The organism is Pseudosulfitobacter pseudonitzschiae (genome assembly GCF_002222635.1).
GTDB lineage: Bacteria > Pseudomonadota > Alphaproteobacteria > Rhodobacterales > Rhodobacteraceae > Pseudosulfitobacter > Pseudosulfitobacter pseudonitzschiae_A.
Window position 1 is genome coordinate 1,492,226 of record NZ_CP022415.1, and the last position, 24,908, is coordinate 1,517,133.

The 24,908-nt window shown below is 59.7% G+C and carries 29 protein-coding genes and 1 tRNA gene; 16 read left to right on the top strand and 14 right to left on the bottom strand.

The window, feature by feature from the left end; all coding sequences use genetic code 11:
- Positions 1-170: 170 nt before the first annotated feature.
- The 10 genes from SULPSESMR1_RS07225 to SULPSESMR1_RS07270 form a co-directional block, all read right to left on the bottom strand.
- Positions 171-497, bottom strand: a complete 327-nt coding sequence (locus SULPSESMR1_RS07225; protein ID WP_157728979.1) for a hypothetical protein — start codon at positions 495-497, stop codon at positions 171-173.
- Positions 498-505: 8 nt separating this feature from the next.
- Complete coding sequence (locus SULPSESMR1_RS07230; protein ID WP_089420212.1) at positions 506-892, bottom strand: response regulator; 387 nt, start codon at positions 890-892, stop codon at positions 506-508.
- Entirely contained in the window at positions 879-1,790 is a 912-nt protein-coding gene (locus tag SULPSESMR1_RS07235; protein ID WP_089420213.1) for a CheR family methyltransferase, read from the bottom strand. The genes SULPSESMR1_RS07230 and SULPSESMR1_RS07235 overlap by 14 nt, the downstream gene beginning before the upstream one ends.
- Positions 1,787-2,245, bottom strand: coding sequence for a chemotaxis protein CheW (locus SULPSESMR1_RS07240; RefSeq protein ID WP_089420214.1), 459 nt, complete (start codon positions 2,243-2,245; stop codon positions 1,787-1,789). The genes SULPSESMR1_RS07235 and SULPSESMR1_RS07240 overlap by 4 nt, the downstream gene beginning before the upstream one ends.
- On the bottom strand, positions 2,242-4,377 hold the full coding sequence (locus tag SULPSESMR1_RS07245; RefSeq protein WP_240311307.1) for a chemotaxis protein CheA: 2,136 nt from the start codon (positions 4,375-4,377) through the stop codon (positions 2,242-2,244). Before SULPSESMR1_RS07245 ends, SULPSESMR1_RS07240 begins: the two co-directional genes overlap by 4 nt.
- Positions 4,378-4,389: 12 nt before the next feature.
- Positions 4,390-4,755, bottom strand: a complete 366-nt coding sequence (locus tag SULPSESMR1_RS07250; protein ID WP_089420215.1) for a response regulator — start codon at positions 4,753-4,755, stop codon at positions 4,390-4,392.
- Positions 4,752-5,021 carry an STAS domain-containing protein gene (locus SULPSESMR1_RS07255; RefSeq protein ID WP_089420216.1) on the bottom strand — a complete coding sequence of 90 codons (270 nt, stop codon included), beginning with the start codon at positions 5,019-5,021 and terminating at the stop codon, positions 4,752-4,754. The genes SULPSESMR1_RS07250 and SULPSESMR1_RS07255 overlap by 4 nt, the downstream gene beginning before the upstream one ends.
- Positions 5,022-5,251: 230 nt before the next feature.
- A complete protein-coding gene (locus tag SULPSESMR1_RS07260; RefSeq protein WP_089420217.1) occupies positions 5,252-6,334 on the bottom strand; it encodes a methyltetrahydrofolate cobalamin methyltransferase in 1,083 nt (360 codons plus the stop codon).
- 13 nt (positions 6,335-6,347) lie between these two features.
- Complete coding sequence (locus tag SULPSESMR1_RS07265) at positions 6,348-7,277, bottom strand: 5,10-methylenetetrahydrofolate reductase (protein ID WP_089420218.1); 930 nt, start codon at positions 7,275-7,277, stop codon at positions 6,348-6,350.
- 34 nt (positions 7,278-7,311) lie between these two features.
- On the bottom strand, positions 7,312-7,608 hold the full coding sequence (locus tag SULPSESMR1_RS07270; protein ID WP_089422203.1) for a virulence factor: 297 nt from the start codon (positions 7,606-7,608) through the stop codon (positions 7,312-7,314).
- A gap of 255 nt (positions 7,609-7,863) precedes the next feature.
- Here SULPSESMR1_RS07270 and SULPSESMR1_RS07275 point away from each other — a divergent pair, with 255 nt between their 5' ends.
- The 4 genes from SULPSESMR1_RS07275 (at position 7,864) to SULPSESMR1_RS07285 (ending at position 10,346) form a co-directional block, all read left to right on the top strand.
- Positions 7,864-8,976, top strand: coding sequence for a Ppx/GppA phosphatase family protein (locus tag SULPSESMR1_RS07275; RefSeq protein WP_089420219.1), 1,113 nt, complete (start codon positions 7,864-7,866; stop codon positions 8,974-8,976).
- Positions 8,977-9,106: 130 nt separating this feature from the next.
- On the top strand, positions 9,107-9,823 hold the full coding sequence (locus SULPSESMR1_RS07280) for an RlmE family RNA methyltransferase (RefSeq protein ID WP_089422204.1): 717 nt from the start codon (positions 9,107-9,109) through the stop codon (positions 9,821-9,823).
- 89 nt (positions 9,824-9,912) lie between these two features.
- Positions 9,913-10,140, top strand: coding sequence for a hypothetical protein (locus SULPSESMR1_RS24945; protein WP_157728980.1), 228 nt, complete (start codon positions 9,913-9,915; stop codon positions 10,138-10,140).
- On the top strand, positions 10,080-10,346 hold the full coding sequence (locus SULPSESMR1_RS07285) for a hypothetical protein (protein WP_089420220.1): 267 nt from the start codon (positions 10,080-10,082) through the stop codon (positions 10,344-10,346). Before SULPSESMR1_RS24945 ends, SULPSESMR1_RS07285 begins: the two co-directional genes overlap by 61 nt.
- On the opposite strand, the gene SULPSESMR1_RS07290 is transcribed toward SULPSESMR1_RS07285, so the two are convergent.
- A complete protein-coding gene (locus SULPSESMR1_RS07290) occupies positions 10,347-10,529 on the bottom strand; it encodes a hypothetical protein (RefSeq protein ID WP_089420221.1) in 183 nt (60 codons plus the stop codon).
- Positions 10,530-10,743: 214 nt separating this feature from the next.
- On the opposite strand from SULPSESMR1_RS07290, the gene SULPSESMR1_RS07295 reads away from it, so the two are divergent.
- Entirely contained in the window at positions 10,744-11,319 is a 576-nt protein-coding gene (locus SULPSESMR1_RS07295) for a hypothetical protein (RefSeq protein WP_089420222.1), read from the top strand.
- A 3-nt stretch (positions 11,320-11,322) separates the two neighbouring features.
- Here SULPSESMR1_RS07295 and SULPSESMR1_RS07300 read toward each other — a convergent pair whose 3' ends face one another.
- Positions 11,323-12,210, bottom strand: a complete 888-nt coding sequence (locus SULPSESMR1_RS07300; protein ID WP_089420223.1) for a LysR family transcriptional regulator — start codon at positions 12,208-12,210, stop codon at positions 11,323-11,325.
- Positions 12,211-12,344: 134 nt separating this feature from the next.
- On the opposite strand from SULPSESMR1_RS07300, the gene SULPSESMR1_RS07305 reads away from it, so the two are divergent.
- From SULPSESMR1_RS07305 to SULPSESMR1_RS07345, 9 genes are all read left to right on the top strand, one after another.
- Complete coding sequence (locus SULPSESMR1_RS07305; protein WP_157728981.1) at positions 12,345-13,100, top strand: HAD hydrolase-like protein; 756 nt, start codon at positions 12,345-12,347, stop codon at positions 13,098-13,100.
- Positions 13,097-14,023 (top strand): ABC transporter permease, encoded by a 927-nt coding sequence (locus SULPSESMR1_RS07310; RefSeq protein ID WP_089420224.1) that lies wholly within the window; start codon positions 13,097-13,099, stop codon positions 14,021-14,023. The genes SULPSESMR1_RS07305 and SULPSESMR1_RS07310 overlap by 4 nt, the downstream gene beginning before the upstream one ends.
- 11 nt (positions 14,024-14,034) lie before the next feature.
- Positions 14,035-14,910: an ABC transporter permease gene (locus tag SULPSESMR1_RS07315; protein ID WP_089420225.1), complete on the top strand. Its 876-nt coding sequence runs from the start codon at positions 14,035-14,037 to the stop codon at positions 14,908-14,910.
- A 73-nt stretch (positions 14,911-14,983) separates the two neighbouring features.
- On the top strand, positions 14,984-16,534 hold the full coding sequence (locus SULPSESMR1_RS07320) for an ABC transporter substrate-binding protein (protein WP_089422206.1): 1,551 nt from the start codon (positions 14,984-14,986) through the stop codon (positions 16,532-16,534).
- Positions 16,535-16,587: 53 nt separating this feature from the next.
- A complete protein-coding gene (locus tag SULPSESMR1_RS07325; protein WP_089420226.1) occupies positions 16,588-17,433 on the top strand; it encodes a metallophosphoesterase family protein in 846 nt (281 codons plus the stop codon).
- Positions 17,430-19,088, top strand: coding sequence for an ABC transporter ATP-binding protein (locus SULPSESMR1_RS07330; RefSeq protein WP_089420227.1), 1,659 nt, complete (start codon positions 17,430-17,432; stop codon positions 19,086-19,088). Before SULPSESMR1_RS07325 ends, SULPSESMR1_RS07330 begins: the two co-directional genes overlap by 4 nt.
- Positions 19,089-19,203: 115 nt before the next feature.
- Positions 19,204-20,028, top strand: a complete 825-nt coding sequence (locus SULPSESMR1_RS07335) for a UDP-2,3-diacylglucosamine diphosphatase (RefSeq protein WP_089420228.1) — start codon at positions 19,204-19,206, stop codon at positions 20,026-20,028.
- Between the two features lie 5 nt (positions 20,029-20,033).
- The gene (locus SULPSESMR1_RS07340) at positions 20,034-21,260 is read left to right on the top strand and encodes a DUF3419 family protein (protein WP_089420229.1); all 1,227 of its coding nucleotides are present in this window, start codon (positions 20,034-20,036) and stop codon (positions 21,258-21,260) included.
- Between the two features lie 2 nt (positions 21,261-21,262).
- The gene (locus tag SULPSESMR1_RS07345; RefSeq protein ID WP_089420230.1) at positions 21,263-21,904 is read left to right on the top strand and encodes a class I SAM-dependent methyltransferase; all 642 of its coding nucleotides are present in this window, start codon (positions 21,263-21,265) and stop codon (positions 21,902-21,904) included.
- A 43-nt stretch (positions 21,905-21,947) separates the two neighbouring features.
- Here SULPSESMR1_RS07345 and SULPSESMR1_RS07350 read toward each other — a convergent pair whose 3' ends face one another.
- Positions 21,948-22,415, bottom strand: coding sequence for a hypothetical protein (locus tag SULPSESMR1_RS07350; protein WP_157728982.1), 468 nt, complete (start codon positions 22,413-22,415; stop codon positions 21,948-21,950).
- A gap of 447 nt (positions 22,416-22,862) precedes the next feature.
- Positions 22,863-22,952, bottom strand: a tRNA-Ser gene (locus tag SULPSESMR1_RS07355).
- Positions 22,953-23,091: 139 nt separating this feature from the next.
- Here SULPSESMR1_RS07355 and SULPSESMR1_RS07360 point away from each other — a divergent pair.
- Both SULPSESMR1_RS07360 and SULPSESMR1_RS07365 read left to right on the top strand, forming a co-directional pair.
- Positions 23,092-23,919, top strand: a complete 828-nt coding sequence (locus SULPSESMR1_RS07360; protein WP_089420232.1) for a DUF2059 domain-containing protein — start codon at positions 23,092-23,094, stop codon at positions 23,917-23,919.
- Between the two features lie 3 nt (positions 23,920-23,922).
- Positions 23,923-24,741 carry a hypothetical protein gene (locus tag SULPSESMR1_RS07365; protein WP_089420233.1) on the top strand — a complete coding sequence of 273 codons (819 nt, stop codon included), beginning with the start codon at positions 23,923-23,925 and terminating at the stop codon, positions 24,739-24,741.
- Positions 24,742-24,908: the final 167 nt, after the last annotated feature.

The window sequence follows — 24,908 nt, forward strand, 5'->3', positions numbered from 1 at the left end:
TCTTGCTGCATCATCGCAAGCGAAGGCTTCACTACGCAGGTGCAAGTTGCGCCCTGACGTCGCAGTTGCATTGCGCGTCTGATCAACCCGCATCTACGATCAAACAATGATGTCCGCGTTGACCGTACCAAAGCGGAAATCGAATGCTGAATTGCGGCTCTTACGGCCTCCTAAAACAGATCCAATGCCCCTGCAGTGCCGGTTTGACCGGCATTGCTCCCGTCGTTGTGGATCAACTGCCGAGTGCTTTCCAACCGCACCGAGTCGCACAAGCTGTCGTGCTGCTGATCCGGCTCGCGAAACTGTCTGACCAACTCGGAAATATCCATCAAGGACTGGTGCAAATAATCCAGCTTTTGCATGCCGGTCAGAAAATCCGCTTCGGTCATATCCAGATGCTTGAAATGCGCACCGATCAACAGTTCGACCTGCCGTACCTGGGCTGCAAGCTCGGCCAGATGCGCACCCGTGCGTGTGGTCAGCGGGGTCTTCGACATATCCGCATTCATAGCGGCCCCACCACGGTTTCAATGCACCGCCGCAAATCAATCGGTTCAAACGGTTTTTTCAGGTAATTGTTCATGCCCAGTTTACGGCCATGATCCATGATCTGTTGTTCAGCCCGTCCGGTGATCAAAATAAATCCGATCTTCTGTGTTTCGGGCTGGCTGCGCAAATGATGTAGAAACGTCAGACCATCCATATTGGGCATGTTGTAATCGGAAATCACCAGATGCACAGGCGTGCGTTGCAACTGTACCAACGCGGCGGCACCATCATCGGATGTATAGACGGTTTGAATGCCAAAACCGTCCAGCGCCTGTGTGATCAGGCCACGACTGGTGGACATATCATCTACGACCATGATCCGGATTTGATCACGAAGTGCCATTCAGTTTCCCCTGTCTCTTGAACGTATCTGGTAGGTTGGTGTCAAAGGTTGGAGATTTGTCATAAGCGGTGGGCCCGGACATACAAAACCCCAAGGCTTCGGGCGCGGGCACTCGTTCCGAGTGCCCAAGAAACAAAACGCCATCGGGGGCCAGAACCGAATGGAACCGCGGCCAAAGGGCGTCTTGTGTCGGACTGTCGAAGTAAATCACGACATTGCGGCAAAATATGGCGTCAAAGACATGGTTCATTGGCCAGGGCTTGAGCAGGTTCAATTCCTTGAACCGTATTAACTGGCGCAGCGCATCTGTCATTTTATGGGCAGGCTGTCCCGCATTGTCGACAGGCTGCAAGAACCGTTTGCGCAGATGATCGGGTATGCCCTGAAGCATCCTGTCGGGATAAACGGCGTCACGGGCAAAGGCGATCACTTTCGGGTCAACATCCGTGGCCAGAATCCGGAAATCCGCATCTTGCAGTGAAGGATCATGGTCCAGCAGATGCATGGCGATCGAAAACGCTTCCTGCCCGTTGGAACATCCCGCAGACCAGATGCGGAATCGTCCGCCTGCTTTCAGCTTTACCTGCGCCCGTGGCAGGATCTTGTCGCCTAGAATGTCGAAGTGATGCGGTTCGCGAAAGAACTGCGACACGTTTGTCGTCAGCGCCGAAATCATCATGCGCCGCTCATCGGTGCCAGCGTCCGAGCGGATCAACGCCAGATAACCTTCAAATGTGGCGGTCTTTGTCTCGCGCAGCCGGTGGCGCAGGCGCGATTGCACCATGCGCACCTTCTCGGGGGCAAGGATCAGGCCCGCCTCGTGGTAAGACACCTGATGCAAGGCCTCGAGCGTCGCCAGCGACAGCTCGGCTTCAAGGTCTTGGCGGACATCTGTCATGCGGCATCACTTTGAGGTGCAGGTACAATTTCGGACAGTTCAAGCACGCGGATCATCCGATCGTCCAGCAAAGTCAGCGCCTTGATAATGCCCCCGCCACCGGTCGAGGCCGAATCCGGCGGTGGCTGCAGATCGTTAGAAGTAAGCGCAATGATGTCCGACACAGCATCGACCAGCAGGCCGGTCATCGTCTCTTCGAATTTCACCACGATAATCACGTTGCGATCGGTATGCTCGCGGGGCGGCAGCCCCAACCGTTCAGCCAGATCCATCACCGGCAAAACCGTGCCGCGCAGGTTGATCACACCCTTCATATAGCTGGGTGCATGGGGCAGTGGCGTGGTGCGGGTCCAGCCGCGAATTTCGCGGACGCACATGATATCGAGCGAATATTCCTGATCACTCAATCGGAAGGTCAGAAGCTCTACGGGGGTGCTGGGGGGGATGTCATTCATGGCGTCATTTCCATCAATTTGGGAGAGAGGGCCGAGGTGTTGCTCTGGGCCTGTGCGATGATGTCTGCAGGATCAAGGATCAGGGCAATCTGCCCGTCACCAAGGATTGTCGCAGCGGCAATTCCGGGCGCGCGATAAAAGCTTTCGTCGAGCCCCTTAATAACAACCTGACGCTGGTCCTGAATCTGGTCGACGATCAGGGCGGCCCGGCTGCCTGCCTCGTCAGCAATCAGCAGAACGACAGAGTCCAGATAACTGTCTTGCGCCTTGCGGTATCCCAATTCGACCCCAAGATCGAACAATGAGACAAATTCGCCGCGCACCCGGACCACGTTCAGACCGGGGCGGGTTTGTTCAAGATTGTCGTGGTCAATGGTCAGTGTTTCGATCACCAGATTAAGCGGCAAGACCATCGTTTCACCCGCCACATGCACAACCATCCCGTCCAGCACGGCAAGCGTCAGCGGCAGCGAAATCGAGAAGGTCGTGCCGCTGCCCGGCGTGGACGTGATGGTGATCCGCCCGCCCAGTGATTGGATGGCATTGCGCACAACATCCATTCCAACGCCACGTCCGGACAGGTCCGAGACCTCGGAGGCCGTCGAAAACCCCGGCAAAAACAGAAGGTTGTCGATTTCCATGTCGGACAGCACAGCATCTTGGGCGATCAGACCCTTGATCGTCGCGATCTGCTGGACTTTGTGCCGGTTTATGCCGCCGCCGTCGTCGGAGACCTCGATGATCACGCGGCCCGAGCGGTGGGCGGCGGTCAGTTTAACGGTGCCCTGTTCCGGCTTGCCTGCGGCGATGCGATCCTGCGTGGCTTCCAGACCGTGATCAACGGCATTGCGGATCATATGGGTCAGCGGGTCGGACAAGCGTTCGATGACAGTTTTGTCGACCTCGGTTGTGTCGCCTTCGGTGACAAGACGCACGTCCTTGTGCACCGCTGCGGAACATTCACGCACGATGCGCGACATACGTTGAAACAGTGATTTGACGGGCTGGGCGCGGATCATCATCACGCTGTCCTGAATGTCGCGGGTCAGGCGCTGGAATTCTTCAAGCCCGTTCATCGCGTCTGAATGGGGCGACAGGCCGGAAGATTCGAGGCTTTGTGACAACATCGCCTGATTGATGACCAATTCGCCCACAAGGTTCACCAGACGCTCAATCCGATCCAGATCGACGCGCACGACGGCTTTGGCAGCGGGCGGTTGTATTGTCTTGGCCTTGGCGGCGGGAGACGGCGGGGCGCTGACCGGGGCGGACTCGGCCGGTTCGGGTTTGGCGGCAAAGGACGGGACCAGATCGGGCAGGGGCGGCAGATCAGGCAAGGCTGTGCTTGCCGGGACCGCTTGCGTAGCTTGTGGGCTTTCAACCGTCAAGTCGCACAGACCTTCGACAAATTCGAAGACCGAGGCAATTTCATCCTCAGTCACGTCCGCTGTCAGGACGATGGTCCATTCCAGATAGGCCGCTTCGGGCGCGCACTCTGTCAGTCGGGGCACCTTGTCGGTCACGCAGATAATCTCGCAGGGGCCAAGATCTGTCAGCGCGCGCAGGATCATAAAAGGCTCGTTGCCCGTTTCATAAAGCTCGGCGTGCGGGACAAAATGTATTGTGAACTGTCCGGCTCTGGCGGATGGCAACGGTGGCAGGTCTGGCAGGCACAGATCAAGTGCGAGGCCCATCGGTTGAAAGTCGATCTCCGCTTCGTCTTCTTCTTCCACGCCCTTGTTGCCCAGCAGCGCATCCAATTCGGTCAGGATCGCATTGCCCTCAGCTTCGGGCAGCACGCCGCCATCGCGCGACTCCCGCACCAGATCCGATAGGTGATCGGCGGCGCGAAAGAACAGTTTAATCGCGTCACCATCGGCCACCAGCGTGTTGCTGCGCACACCGTCCAGCACCGTTTCGTAGCGATGCGCAAAGCGCACCAACCCTTCAAGCCCAAAGGCACCTGCACCCCCCTTGATCGAATGGACCGCGCGGAAAACAACGTTGATGGTTTCAAGATCGTCGCCGTTGTCGGCCATAGTTTGCAGACCGTCCTGCAATGCCTCTAGCAGCTCTTCGCATTCGATAAAGAAAGAGGCCCTGATTTCGGCCATCGGGTCGGGTTGGGACATCTTTTGGTTCTCCTATCCAGCGACCATTTGCAGGGCTTTGATCAGCTTGGCCGGATCAAAGGGTTTAACGATCCAGCCTGTGGCCCCTGCATTGCGCGCCCGCGCCTTCAGTTCGGGTGCGGCTTCGGTCGTAAGCACCAGAATGGGCGTGGCGCGGTGTTTGGCCTGTCCGCGTACCGCGTCGATAAAGCCGAAACCGTCCATGCGAGGCATGTTGATGTCGGTGATGATCGCGTCGGGCGCGATGCCGTTCAGTACCTCGACACCGTGAATCCCGTCGTCGGCGGTGGTCACGGTAAAACCCGCAGGCTCCAGCGCCAGCCGGATCATGTCGCGCATGGTGCGGCTGTCATCAACGGCGAGAATATTCAGGCTCATCTGGCGACCTCGCAGATTTTTTCCGGTGTCATGCCCATGCAGTGAAGCTGGGCCAGCGCCTTGTCGGACACATTGACCATTTGCAGCCGGTTGCCCGCAGTTTTGGCCGCCGCAAGGACCATTTGCAGGCCCAATGCGCCAAAATGGCCAACGTGCGCGGCATCAAGCACCAGCGTGTCACCGTCGGGCCGCGATTTCAGATTGGCCAGAACAGCGGGCACGCTGGACAGGTCCAGCCTTGGCGGCAGGATGATGGGTTCAGCCATGCGGCAGTCCTTTCTTGGGGGGAGGGTCGCAAATTCACAGTCTCGACAAGCCTCGTCAGCGGTTGCGGCCTGTCTAGCGGACGCAGCGTTAAGAACCGGTTACGGAATGTGGGGGATTTATGCCTGACGGGGCATCCGCCGTGGCAATGCACCGTGTCTGAACAGGCAACACCAAAAAAAACCCGGTGCGCAGGGCACACCGGGACTATATCTGGACTATTTAAGAAAACTTAGCCGCGGCGGCGGCGGCCACCTGTGCGGCCTTCGCGGCCACGGCCTTCTTGACCGACTTTGGGCGCCACTTTGTTAAAGCGGATCCAGTCGGTGCCATGCGGGTCGTTGTTGGTCAGGAAGTTGGCGGCACGGATGGCCTCCATTTCCTTGCCCGCGCGGGGCAGGGTGGACCCAAGCCCGAACATCTGCACAAAGGTCTCGTCGTCCATGTCTTCGGGCAGAATGATGCCCGAGGCCGCCACCTCGGCGCGCTTTTCCGCGATGCGCACAGGCCCGATGGGCAGGGCGATCGGGTTCATGATCGCACTTGTCATACCTGCGGCCATTGCCATCGGCAAAAACGCATTGTTGATGCCGTGACGGTTGGGCAAGCCAAAGCTGATGTTGGATGCCCCGCAAGTAGTGTTCACCCCAAGCTCTTCGCGCAGACGACGCACAAGGGTAAAGACCTGCAAACCCGCTGTAGCCATCGCACCAATGGGCATGACCAGCGGATCGACAACGATATCATAGGCCGGAATGCCAAAATCGGCCGCACGTTGCACGATCTTTTTGGCAACTTCGAAACGCACATCGGGGTCTTCGGAAATGCCGGTGTCGTCATTAGAAATGGCCACCACAGGCACGTTGTATTTCTTGACCAGCGGCAGCACCAATTCCAAACGCTCTTCCTCGCCGGTGACCGAATTCAGCAGCGGGCGGCCTTCGGCGGCGGCCAGACCCTGTTCCAGCGCGCCGGGAACCGAGCTGTCGATGCACAGGGGCACGTCGACAATGGCCTGCACCCGTTCCACCAATGCTTTCATCAGCATCGGTTCGACAAAGTTGTTGTCCGCATAGCGGGGGTCTTCGGCCATCTTGTTCGAGAACACAGCGCCCGAGTTTACGTCAAGAATGGTGGCACCGGCAGCCACCTGCGCCAGCGCGTCGGCCTCGACGCGGCTGAAATCATCGCGCTCCAGTTCTTCGGCCAGGATCTTGCGGCCGGTGGGGTTGATGCGTTCACCGATCACGCAGAACGGTTGGTCAAAGCCGATGATCGCGGTCTTGGTTTTGGATTCAACGATGGTGCGTGTCATGGGTGTCGGTCCTTCAGGCGTTGGCCGGTTGGGCAGCAGCGCCGCCGTTTTCAATGGCCCAATGGGCGTTGGTTTTGATACCGCCCAGCGGGAAGAAGTGTACGTTTGTCACGTTAAAGTCGGGATTGGCAGCCTTGTGCGCCGCCAGTTCCGAAATGACGTCCGCAGGCTCAAAGGGCAGCAGCAGCTTGGTCACGTCCTTGGCGCGGCGTTGCAGCACGCGCAAAGATGCGCCCACACCGCAAGCGACGGCAAATTTGATCATGGTTTGCAGCTTGGCAGGGCCAGCGATCCCTATGTGGATGGGCAGGTCGATTCCTGCGGCCTTGATGGTGTCGGCCCACTCGATGATCGGCTGCGCCTCGAAGGCGAACTGGGTGGCCAGTGCCATTTGCGCATCGGTTCGGTTCGAAAAATCCTGTTTCCAGCGCAGCGCATCGGCCACGTTGATGCCACGGCCATCGGGGTCGATGTCCTTGTTGCCCTCGGGGTGGCCGGCAACGTGCAAGCGCACGAACCCCGCCTTGTCAAAGGCACCGGTTTCCAGCAACTGCATCGAACTGTCAAAATCGCCGTGCGGCGTGGTCACGCCACCTGCCAGCAGCAGAGCCTGTTTCACGTCCGCCTCGCCCTGATAGCGGGCAATCCAGTCGTCCAGCATGGCACCGTTATGGATGATGCGCGCAGGAAAGTGCGGCATAACCGGAAAACCGTCCGCATTCAGACGTTTCGCCGTGGCAACCATATCCTCAATCGGGGTGCCCTCGATGTGGGCGATGTAGACGCGGGTACCTGCAGGCAACAGATCGCGGAAATTCTCGACCTTTTCGGCGGTGCGCGGCATCACTTCGATCGAATAGCCCTGCAGGAAGCTTTCGACTTCGGCAGAGATGCGGCCCGCAACCGGACCCTCGGAGGATTTTTTAAAGTTTAGAAGTGCCATGACGGGAAACCCTTTGAACAGGCGGTGGCGGGGCTCAGGCCCAACCTTCGTTGTCGATCAGCGCCTTAATCCGCGCGGTGTCGTATTCGGTGTCGAGGCGGGTGGCCTCGGCTTCGGCAATCTGGACGGGGTCGCCTTCGATATTGTGGGCCACGGCCTTGCGCCACTCGGCCAGATAGGCATCGGCGTCGCGGGCATTTACCTTCATCGCGGCGCGGTCGATGGCCTGTTCGAACCGTTCGGGCAACTGTCGCTTGGAACCGCTGCGGCCTTTGCCCACGATCACCTGCGCAGGAATGTCTCTCCAGTATACGATTGTCACATCAGGCATCTCTGATTCCTCTTGCACGATTTTGCCCTGTCTAAGGCACGCGGTCAGATCGCCGGTGGCGTTTTTCGACGCAAAGCACTCTTTCCGCGACCCTTTGCACAGCGACGCACGAATGGACAGCAAGCGGCATCACCACTGGCAGGGCGTTTACGCCCTCGCAGACCGCTTGAGAGGCCTTTGCCACTGAAAGGTGGCCTTGCGCGGGGTGCGTCAAAAGCCTATCGTTTATTCAACTCGTTATGAAAGGCGCATACAATGGCGCCAAAGCGTCCCAAAGGTGCGGGCGCGCTCGAACAACCGGCTCTGAGCCCCGTGCCTCAGTCCGGATCACGTGAGCTTTATGCCGCGCTCGATCTGGGCACGAACAGTTGTCGTATGCTGATTGCCCAACCCAAGGGAACGGGCTTTCATGTGATCGACAGTTTCTCCAAATCCGTCCAGCTGGGTGCGGGTCTGGAACGAACCGGGCGTTTGTCGCGCGGATCAATGGCGCGCACCATTCAGGCGTTGCGCATCTGCCAGCAAAAGCTGCGCCAGCACAAGGTGCGGCGTATGAAACTGGTCGCAACCGAAGCCTGTCGGCGCGCGGTAAATGCGCAGGAATTCATCCAGCGGGTCCATCGTGAGACCGGATTGCGGCTGGACATCATCCAGCCCGAGGAAGAAGCGCGGCTGGCCGTGATCTCTTGCGCCCCTCTGGTCAATCGCAAGACCCAGAACCTGTTGGTGGTGGACATCGGGGGCGGGTCGACCGAGTTGGTGTGGATCGACATTTCCAAGGTACCCAAGAACGATCGCCCGCAGGCGATCATGCGGCTGCACAGCGGTTTCAACACGGCGGCCGTCAAAAACGTACCACAGGCTCGCGTGGTTGACTGGATCAGCGTGCCATTGGGCGTGGCCACATTGCGCGACCAGTTCAACGATGTCGAAGACGACGCCGCGCGCTTTGCGCTGATGAGCTGGTTTTTTGAAGAGAACCTTGCGGATTTTGCACCCTACCATGACACCAAAGTACACGAGAAATTCCAGATCGTCGGCACCTCTGGCACCGTGACCACGGTTGCGGCGTCGCATCTGGGGCTGAAACGCTATGATCGCACGCGGGTGGACGGGTTGCGCATGTCATCCGAGCAGATCGACAAGGTGATCCGGAGCTATCTGGACATGGGGCCGGGGGGGCGTCGGGCCGATCCGCGTATCGGGCAGGACCGGCAGGCGCTGATCATGTCGGGGGCCGCGATCTTGCAGGCGTTGATGCGCTGCTGGCCCACCGACCGGCTGAGCGTGGCCGACCGTGGCCTGCGCGAGGGGCTGCTTTATGCGCAAATGAGTGCGGATGGCGTGCTGGGCGACGGGGTGCTTTAGGGGATTGTATACCCCGTGTTCTACGGACTCTATCCAAGGATTATTTGAACCGCAGAACAGGGATCGTGTACCATCGCTTGAAGCGGTGCGCCCAAGCGCGTATCTGGTCGGCAACGAAAGGCGGATTTCCGTGGCAAAAACACCTGATGGCAAGAATACCTCTGGACGCGGACAGCGCGAACTGACCGTCAAGGTCAAGACCGCGCGCGGGCGCACCACCAGCTCGACCCGTTGGTTGCAGCGCCAGTTGAACGACCCTTATGTCAAACGCGCGCAGGCCGAGGGCTATCGCGGGCGGGCGGCGTTCAAGATCATGGAACTGGACGACAAGTACCGCTTTCTGGTGCCCGGCGCGCGCGTGGTCGATCTGGGGGCTGCTCCGGGCGGGTGGTGTCAGGTTGCGGTAAAGCGCGTCAATGCGCTGAATGAACGGTCAGGCAAATCCGTAGGCACCATTCTGGGCGTTGATCTGCAAGAGATGGACCCGATCGCGGGCTGCGAATTGCATGTTCTTGATTTCATGGAAGACGATGCCGATCTGGTGGTCAAGGAATGGCTGGGCGGCAAGGCAGACGTGGTGATGTCGGATATGGCGGCATCCAGTTCCGGCCACAAACAGACCGATCACCTGCGCATCATTGCGCTGTGCGAAGCGGCGGCCTATTTCGCCTTTGACGTGCTGGAAGTAGGCGGCACATTTGTCGCCAAGGTTCTGGCAGGCGGTGCCGAAGGTGATCTGCAAAAGCTGCTGAAACAACGCTTTGACAAGGTCGCCAACATCAAGCCACCTGCATCGCGCGCTGACAGTTCCGAAAAATTCGTGGTCGCCACCGGTTTTCGCGGCTGATCCGGACGCGGCCACACGAAATCTTAAGTGGTGGATGGTCTGATGGCTGCGATCCCCTGACGGGGCACGGGCCGCAAAGGACACATGCCATGTTCAAACCGCTTTCAGACCCGACGCTGGCCAGTTGGTCGGGTCAGCCTGCGCTAAGTGCACGGCACAACGCTGCAATGGCACGATTTGCCCGGCGGATACTGACAAGGCGTCTGATTTGCCATAATGTGATCGCGGCGGTGCAAATCTGCAATCAGGGTGGCACATGGGCCAACCTGCCGCAGCCGCCCCAAGACAGCGCAACACCGCGTATATACGCCTGCTGAAAAAGCTGCGTTCGGTGCTGGCTGGCACGCGCGCACGGATCGTGGGGTTAAGCGTGTTGGACCAGAACGGGCAGATCGTGGGCACGGCGCGGAAGGCACCCGATGATGTGGCCCATCACGCCCATATCTCGCTGAGTTTGACAGATCCGGTTAGCGGCACTGTGATCGGGGCCGCGGTTTTTGAACTGGATGCGGCGCAGCTCTGATCAGTCGGGGCGCGCAAAAGACCTTTGGGCCATAGATTTGATCTGCTCGGCCTCATCGGCGCTGATTTTCCGGATCGCAAACCCTTTGACGCGGGCGACCGTCGTATCGGCGCGATTTTTCTGACGCAACAGTTCGAACAACCGCATGTGCCGTGGTTCTATGGTCTGGGTCATATATGACATGGGCCGTTTCCTTGTGACACGCCGAGCCTATGCAGCGCGATTGCAACCGTTTGTGCGCGAGATTTGCGGCACCGGCGCGGCATGAAGCGGACATCAATGGGGAAATCACGATAAATTCTAAAGATATTTCTGGTGGATCAGGGTCGTGGCTAACGCGGGATTAAGGCAGTGCGTCTAGGCCCAATGGGTCACATTTTCCAACAGGAGACTTCCGATGATCAAACATTTGACAATCGCCGCCTTTGCTCTTGGCATGTTCACCGCCCCGCTGGCCGCCGCCGAGCCCGCAGATGCAATGACGCAATATGTCACCGAAAAAGTGGTGGCATGGCTGCAAACTGATGATGTTGTTGCGGCGATTACCGCCAAGAACGCGCAGACAGGCGCCCTGACCGTGCAAGAGGTCGACGATCTAGACAGGGACTGGCGCGCGCAAGTAGGGCAGGCAGACAAGCCGCTGATTTTGTCGGTGCTCGACACGCCTTTGTCGGCATCCCTGGCTGATCACGTCGCAGGCTCGGGGGGCATGATCACCGAGATTTTCGTAATGGACTCCCAAGGGCTGAATGTCGCGGCCAGCGCGGTCACCTCGGATTACTGGCAGGGCGACGAGGCCAAGTTCCAGCAAACCTTTGACGTGGGACCCGGCGCGGTACATGTCAGCGAGGTCGAGCTTGATGAAAGCACGCAAACCTATCAGGCGCAGGTATCGGTCAGCCTGACCGACCCGGCGACAGGGGCGCTGATCGGGGCCGTGACATTTGGGTTGAACGCGCAGGCATTTTTCTAGGGATCATTGCGTGCCCTCACGCATGTCAAAGGCCTGTGCCGTGGTATAAAACGCCTCGATGATCGGGTTGCGCGTTTCTTTCAGGCTGAACACCGTCTCGTGCGTGGCGAGGCCGCGCATCTCGACGATCGGCAACCGTGCAACCCCGTCGGTGCGGCTGGTGCTGGCGCGCCACATAAAACCGACGCCCAGTCCATTCACCACCGCCTCGTAAAGCCCGTCGCGTGCATCAAGCGTCAAAAAGGGCTGTGGCGTCAGATTGGCGCGGGCAAACATGCGCTCTACAGCCCGCTGGGTTGACGATCCAGAGGCGCGAAAGATCAGGTGTTCGCGCGAAAGCTCTTCCACCGTGACTTCGGTTGCCTGCGCCAGCGGGTGGCCTGCGGGGGCAATGGCAATGACCTCGGAATAGGCCAGTTGTTCGCGCCGGAACCGCGGATCGTTCGGCACATCGGGTAAAACCCCGATGTCGCACTCGTGGGTCAGCACTGCACGGGCAATCTTTTGATGCGAGCCGGTTTCGACATCCAGTGTCACGCCCGGATAGGCGCGGTGAAAGGCGGCGATCACTGCCATTCCCGGCATTGCATTGCCCAGACCGATGGCAATCCGTCCTTCGCGCAGGGATGACCGGCTGCGCAGCAACCGTTCGGCCACGTCGCGGGCCTCGGCGGCGCGTTCGGCCAGATCGCACAGCTTCAGACACAACGTTGTCGGAACCAGCTGACCTGATTCCCGCATGAACAGCCGCACCCCGAATTCCGCCTCCAATGCGCGCACTTGCCCCGAAACATTGGGCTGCGTGACACCCAACAGACGGGCTGCCCCGGCGTAAGAGCCGCCCTCGGCCACGGCGCGGATGGCGTTCAAACGGGAAGTGCTGATTGTCATTTCCGGAGAATCCAAATGGCGGCTTTGCTTTACCCATAGTCTAGGTTTGCTTTGTTACAGGAACATCACACTGCACCGTCATGTGTCGCGGCAGAAGCGGGGCCAACGCCCTGCACATGCCGGGAGACAGCCCCTTGGACGTTGCGTCGAACCTTATTTCTCTGGCCCAAAGCCACTCCAAGCTCGACGCACGTGTCGTCGCGCAGGCGAAACTGGTTCTATGTGACCTCGACGGTTGCCTGATCGCAGAAGGGCGCGCCTTTGCCGATACGGCGGATTTTGTCGCGGGCTGCGGCGCGCGGCTGTGGATCGTCTCGAATGCCTCAGACACCACGGCTGCGGACATGTCGTTGCGTCTGGCAAACCTTGGCATCCACGTCCCCGCCGAGCGTATCCTGCTGGCCGGTGAAATCATGCTGGATTACGTGGCCAACGTCGAACAGATCCGCCACATGCGCCTGTTTGCACCCGCCGCGCTGATCGAAAGCGCCAAAGCATTGGGGGTCGACCCCGCTGCGGAGGTCCCCCAAGCGGTCCTGCTGTGCCGTGACCCCGCTGTGACCGTCGACACTTTGGGCCAAATTCTGGCGCTGGTCGGGCAGGGCGCGCCGCTGTGGGTGGCCAACGAAGACCTGTCACATCCCGGTCATGATACCCAGCCCGTGGCTGAAACCGGTGCCTTGCTGGCTGCGTTGCGCGCGATCCGGCCCGCGTTGGTCTGGCGCAGTCTGGGCAAGCCCGATCCGACGATGCTGACAATGGCGCTGGCACGCAGCGGTCTGGGCGCGGCCGATGCAATCTTTGTGGGCGACAACGCCCTGACCGACGGGCGCGCCGCGGCCGCCCTTGGCATGTCCTTCATTCATATCCAAAGGAGCATCTCGCGATGATCCCGTATCTTGTACGTATTGCGGTCAAATCCGTAATAACATTGTTCGCGATCGCAACGGTCACGTTCATCGCCACCCGCCTGTCTGGTAACCCTATCGACACCTTTCTGGGCGACGGGCTGACGGAGGAGGGGCGCGCCGAATTGATCCGGTATTTCCAGCTCGATTCCTCGCTCTGGCAACAATACCTTGCCTTTTTACGCGGTGCGGTCTCGGGCGAGTTTGGCCTGAGTTTCGTCGATCGCCGCCCCGTCACAGACGTGGTGACCAGCCGACTTTGGGCCTCGGGCCAGTTGTTGCTCAGCTCGGTGGCCTTGACCCTTGCGGTGTCAATCCCGCTGGGTGTGCTGGGCGCGATTTACCGCAAAAGCTGGATCGGTTCTGCGGTGATGATGGTGGCCTTTGCCGGATATGCGGTGCCTTCCTTTATTTTGGCCATCGTGATGATTTTGATCTTTTCCTATTGGCTGAACTGGCTGCCCGTGGTGGGCAACGGCAGTTTTGCCCACTTCATCATGCCGACCCTCGCCATGTCGGGGGTGCTGGTCGCGGCGCTGACACGCTTTACCCGCAATGCCATGCTGGATGTGCTGGGGCAGGATTTTATCCGCACTGCCCGCGCCAAGGGTCTAAGCGAGGCGCGCGTGGTGCTGCGCCACGGTCTGGGCAATGCCGGCGTCACTGTGATCTCGGTAATCGGGCTGCAAGTGGCGGGACTGGCTGCGGCGGGCAGCGTGGTCGTCGAAAGCATCTTTTCTTGGCCGGGAATCGGACAGCTTTTGGTGAACGCAGCCCTCGTACGTGATTATCCGGTACTGCAATTCGGCGTGATCACCGTCGCCGTGGCCGTCGTCGCCATCAACGCCATCACTGACGTGTCCTATGCGCTGGCCGATCCGCGCATCCGACTTGCCCGCAACTGAGGAGACAGAGCATGACATCCCTCGCAGATCCCGCCATCGTGCCGCGCGCCCAACGGGGCACGACGAACTTTATCCAGAAAATCGCCATCGGGATTGCCGTGGTGCTGTTCGCGCTGGCCATGTTGGCCCCTTGGATCGTGCCGTTTGGCCCTCTGGATCAAAGCCTGCTCAGCCGGTTGCGCCCCCCCTTGGGCTTTGAGCGGTTCGCGATTGGCCACTACGCAGGCACCGATGAGCTGGGCCGCGATGTGCTGTCGCGCGCTTTGCACGGAATGCGACTGACCCTGGTGCTGGCCTTTGCCGGGGCCATGATCGGTCTTGCGATTGGCGGCACGCTGGGATTGGTCGCAGGGCTGCGGCGCGGCTGGGTCGAGGATGTGATCATGTCGCTGGTCGATATGCAGATCGCCATTCCCTTCACGCTTGTGGCGTTGCTGATCCTATCGCTTATGGGGTCGAACCTGACCGTTCTGGTGCTGGTTCTGGGCATCGCCGGATGGGAACAATACGCCCGCATCGTGCGCGCCGAAGTGCGCCGCCTGTCGTCGCTGCCCTTTATCGAGGCGGCTTGGACCGCCGGGGCAGGGTCCGTCTATATCGCATGGCGCCATGTGCTGCCCAATCTGGTCGCGCCGCTGGTGGTGCAGTTCACGCTGGCGCTGTCCAATATCGTGATCCTTGAAAGCACGCTCAGCTTTCTGGGGCTGGGTGTGCAGCCGCCACACCCCTCACTTGGTTCGATGGTGGGGCTGGGACGCGACTATATGCCGACCGCGCCGTGGATCGTGCTGGTGCCTGCCGCGCTGATCGTGGCGCTGACCTTTTCCGTGCAGATCCTTGGTGACTGGCTGCGTGACCGCGCCGATGTCCGTCTGCGCGACCGATAACAATCCAAAGAGCCGCAGCAAGCGGCCCAATCAAACCTGAACGAAACGTTGAAACCAAACACCGGAGAACATGATGTTCCGACTGATGCTGACCACCGCCCTTGCTGTGCTGCCGCTTGCTGTCACTGCACAGGAAATCACAGTGGGTGCCGCCAACATGGCCCCCTATCTTGATCCGGGCCGCGACCATTCGAACGTGGGGTCGCAGTTCTATTACAACAGCTTTGACACGCTGATCGACCGTGACCACGCCAAGCTGGAACCCGAATGGGTGCCCGCACTTGCCACGTCATGGGAACTGGTCTCGCCCACCGTGATGGAGTTGAAACTGCGCGAGGGCGTCAAGTTTCACAACGGTGACCCGATGACCGCCGACGATGTGATCTTCTCGCTGAACCGGATGATGCAGGCCACGTTCCCGCCCTATGTGGTGCGCGCCAAGGACCGTCTGGCCAACTTTCCCAATGCCGAAAAAGTGGACGAGACCACGATCCGCATCAATGCCAACCGCGAAGAGCCGCTGTGGGAAACGCTGATTTCACTGCAACAGGTCATGATCATCCCCGAAGCCTATACCAAGGCGCTGACAGGTGATCCGGACGTGGCCGAAGACAGTGATTTCGAGGCTTTCGCACTCGCACCTGTCGGCACCGGACCCTATAAAATCGAAAGCTTCCAGCCGGGCGAAAAACTGGTCTGGACCCGCTTTGACGAGTTTTGGGGCGAAAAGGCACCGCTGGAACGTGTGAACGTCGTGCAAATCTCGGAAACCGCCAGCCGCGTCACCGCCCTGAAAACAGGCGAGGCCGACATCATCACCAATATCGCACCCGACCAGCTGTCGCTGATCGACAATGACCCCGCGCTGAAAACAGCGGGTTCGGCCACTGCACTGTTCCATGTGATGATCATGAACCAGAACCACCCCAAGCTGGAAGATCCGCGCATCCGTCAGGCAATGAGCCTTGCCATTGATCGCGACGCGCTGAACGAAGCCCTGTGGCTGGGCAAGGCGATCGTGCCGTCGACGCATACAATGGCTGAAATGGGCGCCTTGCATCAGCCCGATCTGGTGACGTTCGAATACGACCCCGCACGGGCCAAGGCATTGCTGGAAGAGGCCGGCTATGACGGGTTCGAAATCACCTATGACACCGCGCCCAGCTATTACACCAACGGAGTGCTGGCAGCACAGGCGATCATGGAAATGTGGGCTGCGGTCGGCATCAACGGCAAGATCGTCGTCGGTGACAAATGGACCGGAAACGCACCTGAACTGATGGCGCGCAATTGGTCGAACCCTATGTATTTCGCTGATCCCTTTGGTTCGTTCGGCGTGATGTGGGCCCCTGATGGTCCGTCGCAAAGCGAAGGCCGTTTCAACACTGACGCGGATTACGCCGAGAAATGGGAACGCTTCCGGTTCTCGACCGACGTCGCGGAGCGCAAGGCGGCCTATGCCGAGCTGATGGAACGGGTGAAAGAAAATCCGGCCGTTCTGCCGCTTTATCGTCCGTTTGAAAGCTGGGGGATGAAAACCTCGATCAACTGGGCGCCAATGCCCGGTCACATTCCTTACGTTCTCGATTTCCGCGCGGGCAGCATCACGCTGGCCGGTAGCTGATCCAATCAGGGCCGGGTGATGCACCCGGCCCACACCCCAAAGGAGCGCAATCCATGACACGGATCGCCATCGTCACCGACATTCACCACGGCGCGCCATCCCATACCAAACGGGGCGACACCGCACTGGACCTGCTGGGCCAGTTTGCCGGTTGGGCCAATACACAAAAGCCCGATCTGGTTTTGGATTTAGGCGACCGGATTTCTGACATCGACACCCAGACCGACATGCGGCTGGAACGCGAAGTGGCAGAAGTGTTCGCGCAGATTGACGCGCCGGTGCAACATATCTGCGGCAACCACGACCGCGACCATCTGAGCGTGGCCGAAAACGAACAGATTCTGGGGACCGCACTGGGCCATGAGGTGATCGACCTTGGCGATTGGCAGTTGTTGCTGTGGCGTGCCGATGCCAAGATTCACCGCGACACGCCGCGCGTGGGCTTTGATCTGCCCGAACCGGATTTGCTGTGGCTGTCTCACACCCTGCAACGTGCCGAAAAGCCGACATTGGTCGCCAGTCACGTGCCCTGCTCGGGTCACAGCCAGACCGGCAACTATTACTTCCAGCGCAACGCCAGCCTGTCGACCTATCCGCAGGCCGACCGTGTGCGCGACGTGCTGGCACAGGCCCGCGTACCATTGGCCTGTATCGCGGGGCATGTGCATTGGAACACCGTGACCACCGTGAACGGCACCCCACACATCACGCAGCAAAGCCTGACCGAAAGCTTTACCACCGCAGGTGAACCCGCCCGTGCTTGGGGGATGCTGGAGCTGGGCGATACAATCCATTGGCAGGTGTTCGGGGATGACCCGTTCGAGGCGCGCCTGACCCCGACGAACCAGCGCTGGACGGCGCCGCTGGCACCCTTTGTCTCAAAGCTTGCTGCGGAATGAAACTGATGCCCCCCAATCCGCCCGTCATGTCGGTTCGCGACCTGCGCGTTGCATTCGGTGCAACCGAGGCAGTCCACGGTCTGTCTTTTGATATCCACCGTGGCGAAACGCTGGCGCTGGTCGGTGAAAGCGGCTCTGGCAAAAGTGCCACGGCGCTGTCGATCCTGCGTCTGATCGAACGCGAGGGCGGGCAGATCACGGGGGGCACAATCCGGCTGGGCGGGACACGTCCCGCCAACATTACATCGTTGCGGGCGTCCGAACTGCGCGCCTTGCGCGGTGACCGCGTGGCGATGGTGTTTCAAGAGCCGATGACATCGCTCAATCCGGTGATGACCATCGGCGCGCAGATTTGCGAAACACTTAGCCTGCATCGCGGCCTGCACGGTGCCGCCGCCCGAGAAGCAGCACGCGCCGCACTGGAACGGGTAAAAGTGCCCGAGCCTGCGCAGCGTCTGAATCAATACCCGCATGAATTGTCCGGTGGCCTGCGTCAGCGTGTAATGATTGCAATGGCCCTAACCTGCGAACCCGAAGTGCTGATCGCGGACGAACCCACAACCGCGCTGGACGTGACGACCCAAGCCGAAATCCTGCGCTTGATCGCGTCGCTGCAACGCGAGATGGGCATGGCGGTGTTGTTCATCACCCACGACCTTGGCGTCGTTTCGGAAATCGCTGATCGCGTTGTGGTGTTGAAAGACGGGCTGAAGGTCGAAGAAGGCTTTACCGCTGATCTGTTCGCATCGCCGCGCGCCGATTATACCAAGGAGTTGATGGCCGCATCCCCGCGTCTGGGAGAGGGCGCGCCGGTGCCCTTGGACAATCCCGCGCCGGTTTTGCAGGTCAACGGTCTGACCACCACCTATGGCGGCGGACTGTTCGCGCGTGCCAGCGCAAAGGCGGCCGTGCGCGATGTTTCGATCACGCTGGGGCGCGGCGAAACACTGGGGCTGGTGGGCGAATCCGGTTGTGGCAAATCCACCCTTGCTCGGTCGATCATGCGTCTGGTCACCCCCTCTGCTGGCGAGATCACGCTGCTGGGCAACCGGATCGACGGGCTGTCACGTGCCGCACTCAAAGCGCACCGGTCACATATCCAGATGGTGTTTCAGGATCCCTATGCCTCGCTTAATCCGCGCATGTCGATCTGCGATGTTGTGACAGAGCCTGCATTCTTGCACGGAATGGTCAACCGCACGGACCGCAAAGCGATGGCGCTGGACCTGTTGGCGCGCGTCGGCCTGCCTGCCGATGCGGTCGACCGGTACGCACACCAGTTTTCGGGTGGCCAGCGCCAACGCATCTGTATCGCCCGCGCCCTGTCTGTTCGCCCGCAAATCATCGTCGCGGACGAGGCCGTGTCGGCGCTGGATGTGTCGAACGCGCGCCGGATCACCGACCTGATGGCTGACATCCAGAAGCGCGACGGTGTGTCGATGCTGTTCATCAGCCACGACATTGCCGTGGTCGAACGGGTCAGCCACCGTATCGCGGTAATGCTGAACGGCCAGATTGTCGAAACCGGCCCCACCGACCGCGTGCTGCACGACCCGCAACATTCCTATACTCAACGGTTGCTGGCGTCGGTGCCACGAGTTGCCGCAAGACACACACCGCTGAGGGTGGCAGGCGCACATCCGGTCGACGCCTGATTTCGCAGCTTTTGAAGGGGGCAGGGTCGGTGCAGCACCAGATGCGCCAGAAAGTTTTCGACTGTCACATTTCCGATGTGTGACTGCGTTATGACACCCCAAAGGCACACAACATATGGACGGTTCAGTGCGGCACCGGACAATATTCATCTCTGACGTCCATCTTGGTACACTTGGCTGCCAAGCTGAAATACTGCTGGATTTCCTGTCGAAAAATCAGGCCGACACGATCTATCTGATTGGTGACATCATTGACGCATGGCGGTTGCGGCGTGGATGGTTCTGGCCCCAAAGCCACAACGACGTGGTGCAGGAACTGCTGTCACGTGCCCATGACGGGGCCAAAATCTTTTACATTCCCGGCAACCACGACGAGATGTTGCGCAACTATCTGGGCACGCATTTCGGCGGCGTCGAAGTGGTCGAGACCGCACCCCACACCACCGCCGACGGCAGGCGGCTGCTGGTCACTCACGGCGACCAGTTCGACAGCATCGTGGTCAATGCCAAATGGCTGGCCCATGTAGGCGACCGTGCCTATGAGTTCGCGCTTTGGCTGAACACATGGGTGAACCGGATCAAACGGCTGTGGGGCGGGCAATATTGGTCCCTGTCGAAATGGGCCAAACATCAGGTCAAACAAGCGGTCAGCTTTATCAGTGAATACGAACATGTGCTGGCCGATGAAGCACGGCGCAACGGCTATGACGGGGTCGTATGCGGGCATATCCACAGCGCCTGTATCCGCAAGATCGACGGGCTGGATTACATCAATACCGGCGATTGGGTCGAAAGCTGCACCGCCGTTGTCGAACATATGGACGGCTCGCTGCACCTGATCGACTGGGCCGAGCATATGCGCACAGGTGTCGCACGTCCCGCGCGGCGCAAAGCCGGTCGCCGCACCGCAGCCTTAACCAAAGACAAAGAGGTGGCATAAGCCCTATGGCCAATTCCCAACAGATCGCCGACCGGCTTGGCGCTGCCGTTCACCAGAATGATGCGCTGAACGCCACGGGTTTCTTGGAGCGTATCTTTTCCCGCCTGTTTCAGGGTCTGGTTTATCCGCAGATCTGGGAAGATCCGGTGGTGGACATGGCGGCACTGGCGCTAAAACCAGGGCAGGATGTGTTCTGCATCGCCTCGGGCGGGTGCAATGCGATGTCCTATCTGACGGCACAGCCGGGATCGGTCACTGCCGTTGACCTGTCGCCTGCCCATGTGGCGCTGGGTCGTTTGAAAGTGGCTGCGGCTGCGCGTCTGACCCAACCCGAATTTTTTGCACTCTTTGGACGCGGCGACAGCATCGACAATGTCGCGATCTATGACCGAAAGCTTGCACCGCTGCTTGACGCCCAGACCCGCGCCTTTTGGGAGGGGCGGGTGCTTGGCCGTCGACGCATTACGATGTTCGCGCGCGGCTTTCATAAATTCGGCCTGCTGGGTCGGTTTCTGAGTCTGGTCCACGCGGTGTCATGGCTGGCCCGTCTGGACTATACGCCGCTGCTGAACGCGCCGGATCTGGACGCGCAAACGCAATTTTACGACATCCGTATCGCGCCGCTACTGGATGCGGGGCCGGTCCGCTGGATGGCACGGCGGCGCGCGTCGCTGTTTGGCTTGGGCATTCCGCCCGCGCAATACGATAAACTGGCCGCAGATGGCGGTGGCGACGTGCTGCCGGTGCTGAAAGAGCGGGTGCGCAAACTGGCCTGCGATTTCCCGATCCGCGACAATTACTTTGCATGGCAAGCCTTTAGCCGCGGTTATCAGCCGGGCACGCCCCAGTCGGTGCCGCCCTATCTGGAAGCGCAAAATTTCAAAACTGTGGCACAGGGCGCGCAGAATGTGACCTTTGTGAACCGATCGATGACCGAACTGCTGGCCGAACGTGATGCGGCGTCGCTGGACGCTTATGTGCTGTTGGACGCCCAAGACTGGATGACCGATGCGCAACTGAACGCGCTGTGGGACCAGATTTCACGCACGGCACGTCCGGGAGCGCGGGTAATTTTCCGAACCGGCGGCGCGGATGACATCTTGCCGGGCCGCGTGGCGTCCGAATTGCTCGACCGCTGGACCTATGACGTGGCAACCTCGCAGGCGTGCTTTGCACAGGACCGGTCAGCGATCTACGGCGGCTTTCACCTCTACCGGTTGGGGGGCGTTTGACGATGGCCAACACCCTGTCACATGCCGACCTAATGGACAGCACATACCGCTATCAACGGCTGATCTATGACGTGACGCGGCGCTATTACCTGCTGGGTCGCGACCGGCTGGTGACCGATCTGACGCCACCACACGGGGGCCGCGTGTTAGAGATCGGTTGCGGGACAGGGCGCAATCTGGCGCGGATCGCGGACACCTATCCGGGCTGCGCGCTGTTCGGTCTGGACATCTCGCAAGAGATGCTGCGCTCGGCCAAGGCAAAACTAGGCGCGCGCGCGGAACTGGTGCGTGCCGACGCCTGCGATTTTGACGGCACAGCACTGTTCGGGGCAAGCGGGTTTGATCGCGTGGTGCTGTCTTACAGTCTGTCGATGATCCCCGACTGGGACCGTGCCCTGCGCATGGCCGCAGCGCAGCTTGCCCCCGCAGGTGAACTGCACGTGCTGGATTTTGGCGACCAAAGCCGGTTGCCACGCTGGTTCAGACACCTGCTTCGGGCGTGGCTGGGCCGGTTTCACGTGGCCCCCCGCGTCGATTTGCACGACCAGATGCAGGCAATCGCACAGGCACATGGGATGCAGTTGCGGTTCAAACAGCTTTATCGTGACTACGCGCAGTACGGTGTGATGGTGCGCGTCGTATAAAACGCAAGCGACTGAGCGATAGATATAGTGATCAATCGCACAGTCAAAGCGGAGGAAACTGACCCGGGCGCCGTTTCCAATCGGGGGTTGGCACAGTGAAACCGTGTTGGGCTGACTGTACATATCTCGAACCGGCCACTGCGGTCGAGCTTGCCACGCACCCCTGTTCCACCTGTGCTTTCATCAATGCGTCGTAGTGGCCGCGCGCCGTCGCCAACTGAGCGGACTGATCAACCGTCAGTGGAAGTGCAAAAATAGCGGGCCAGAAAATAAAAAGCGAAGCTGTAACAAGCGCGGTATCCGATTGCGCTGAATTGCGCTGTGCTGATGTGACGTTCATCACATAATCAGCAAGCACACGCCTTTCATGTGCCAACTCCTGACAGGTTGCTCCCCGATAAATAATGCTAGGGATATAGGTGGCAGTAACGTTCTGTGCCTGCTCGGCGCACCCTGAAATAACCGATGCGCCACCAAGTGCCACAACAGCTAACTTACGAAAGAATTTCATGAAATATCCCGATCAAACTCTACTTTTACATGAAGACGTGAACGCCAACTCGCGTCAATCCCTCTGTCCTTAGATATTTAGAGAGCGGTTCGAAAATGTAAGGTCAGCACATGTAGATCGCCAAAACCGACCGCCACTAAGCATCAATCTTGCGATACTCGGCTGATTTTACGTCAAAAAAGTTAATTTACCAAATTTGATCACCCAATCAGAACCGAAATTGGTGAATTGCTTTTCGCCCCGCAAGCGCACTCATTGCCGCCAGCATTCCATTTCAAACTGTGCCTTCGACCACGGCTCTTTTGGCATTCAGAATTGGCCAGCAAACCTGAAAATTCCCGAGAACTGCCAAAGACCGTGAGAAACGTGCAAAGCAAACATTTGCGACTTTACCAAAGGCTACCTGTTAATAGGCCTGATCAAACAAGAATCGACCCGGAAGCAGATTGGCGGAGAGACAGGGATTCGAACCCTGGGAACCCGTGAAGGCTCAACGGTTTTCGAGACCGCCCCGTTCGACCACTCCGGCACCTCTCCGCGGGGGTCTGGTGCGGTCCCAATAGTAAGGTTTGGCAGGGGTGGCAAGGGGGGTTTTGCCTGTGATAGCCGATGACGGGATATTTAATTGCCCGTGATCGCAAAACCCATATGTTGGGAGAAACGCGAAAGGACCATCATGATCGCTCTTGCACGCTCTCTTTGCCTTACCCTGACCATTGCGCTGACGGCCACCGCCGCACAGGCCGCCGACCGCGCGCGGCTGGAAACATTTCTTGAAGTCACCGGCTTTGACGTGGCACTGGACAGCATCCGGCTGTCGGCCAGTTCCGCACCGCAGATGCTGGGGCTGGAGGCCGATGACTTTGGCGCGCAGTGGACCGTGATGGCGGATGATGTATTCGACACCGCCAAAATGCACGACATGGCGCTGGATATTCTAGGCGAGACGCTGGACGATGACCTACTGGATCATGCCACTGCATTCTACAGTTCGGACCTTGGTCGCCGACTGGTTATCGCCGAGAACGACAGCCACATGGAAGATGACAGCGAAACCAAATCCGAAGCGGGGCAGGCGATTGTCGAAGGGTTGAAGCGCATCGGATCGTCGCGACTGGAGGCACTTCAGCGGATGAACGCCGCCAGCGACAGTGCAGGCACCGCCGTGCGGGCCATTCAAGAGGTGCAGGTGCGATTCCTGATCGCGGCCGCTGCCGCAGGGGTGATCGACCTGAAGATGGAAGAGCCGGACCTGCGCGAAGCCCTGCGCGCGGACGAGGATGCGCTGCGCCAGTCAATCTCGGAAAGTGCGCTGAGCGGTGCGGCCTATACCTATCAGGCGTTTTCTGACGCCGAGGTTCTGGAATACGCCGAGGCACTGGAAGATCCCGATATGCGCAAAGTCTATGATCTAATGAACGCGGTCCAATACGAGATCATGGCCAACCGCTACGAGGCGCTGGCGGCACGGATGCGCGGCTTGCAACCCTCGCAAGAGCTGTAAGTAATGGTGCGGTTGATGACGGCGCTTTGGCTGGCGCTGGCCAGCGTCGCGCTGGCTGGCCCCGAGGCTGATACCACTATACGCCTTCTCCAGCTTGAGGGGCAGATGCAGGTTGCCCGCGAAGAAGCGTTGCGCCATGCCGAGACGCTGAATCGCGACATTCTGGGCGGGCAGGGCGGTGCGCTGTGGACCAGCCAGATCGACAGCATTTATGATGTCGTCCGCATGACCGAGGGCGCGCGCCCCGCGATCGAGGCGATCGAAACCACCACGCTGGAGCGGCTGAACCTTTTTCTGGGCAGCGATCTGGGCCGGCAGATCACCGATCTGGAGCTGGCCGCCCGCATCGCGATGATGGACGAAGACCGCGAAGAGGCCGCGCGGCGCGCCTTTGCCGATCTTCAGGGTACGGACGATCCGCGCCTGACGGCCGCCCGCGCCATCATCGACGCCGGTGATCTGGTCGAGCGTAACGTCAGCACCGCGCTGACCGCCAGCTATCAGTTTTACAGCGCGCTGGTTGACGGCGGCGCCTACCAGATGACCGAAGAGCAGATCCTGACCGAAGTCTGGTCACAGGAAGAGACACTGCGCATCGACACCGAAGCGTGGCTGATGGGCTATCTGATGCTACTGGTGCAACCGCTGGACGCGGATGACCGCGCGACTTATGTGGCCTTTGCACAAACCCCCGAGGCAAATGCGCTGAACGCGGCACTGTTCGACGGATTCGGAGTGGTTTACAGTGATCTGAGCTATGCGCTCGGGCGGGTTCTGGCACTGAACATCAAAGCGCTGGGGGATGACGGCCCGGAGCTGTGACAAAACTGGTGCGCACCGCTTGACTTTGGGCCGTGCGTGGTGCATTGCGCGGCTTCGAACGGGGCCTTTTGGCCTCTCATATGTATATACATCCTCGACGGGATGCGCAGTCCGTGGCGCGAAAATCGCATGAAATCCGGAAGTTCCGGTGCCAAACGACGCGGTAG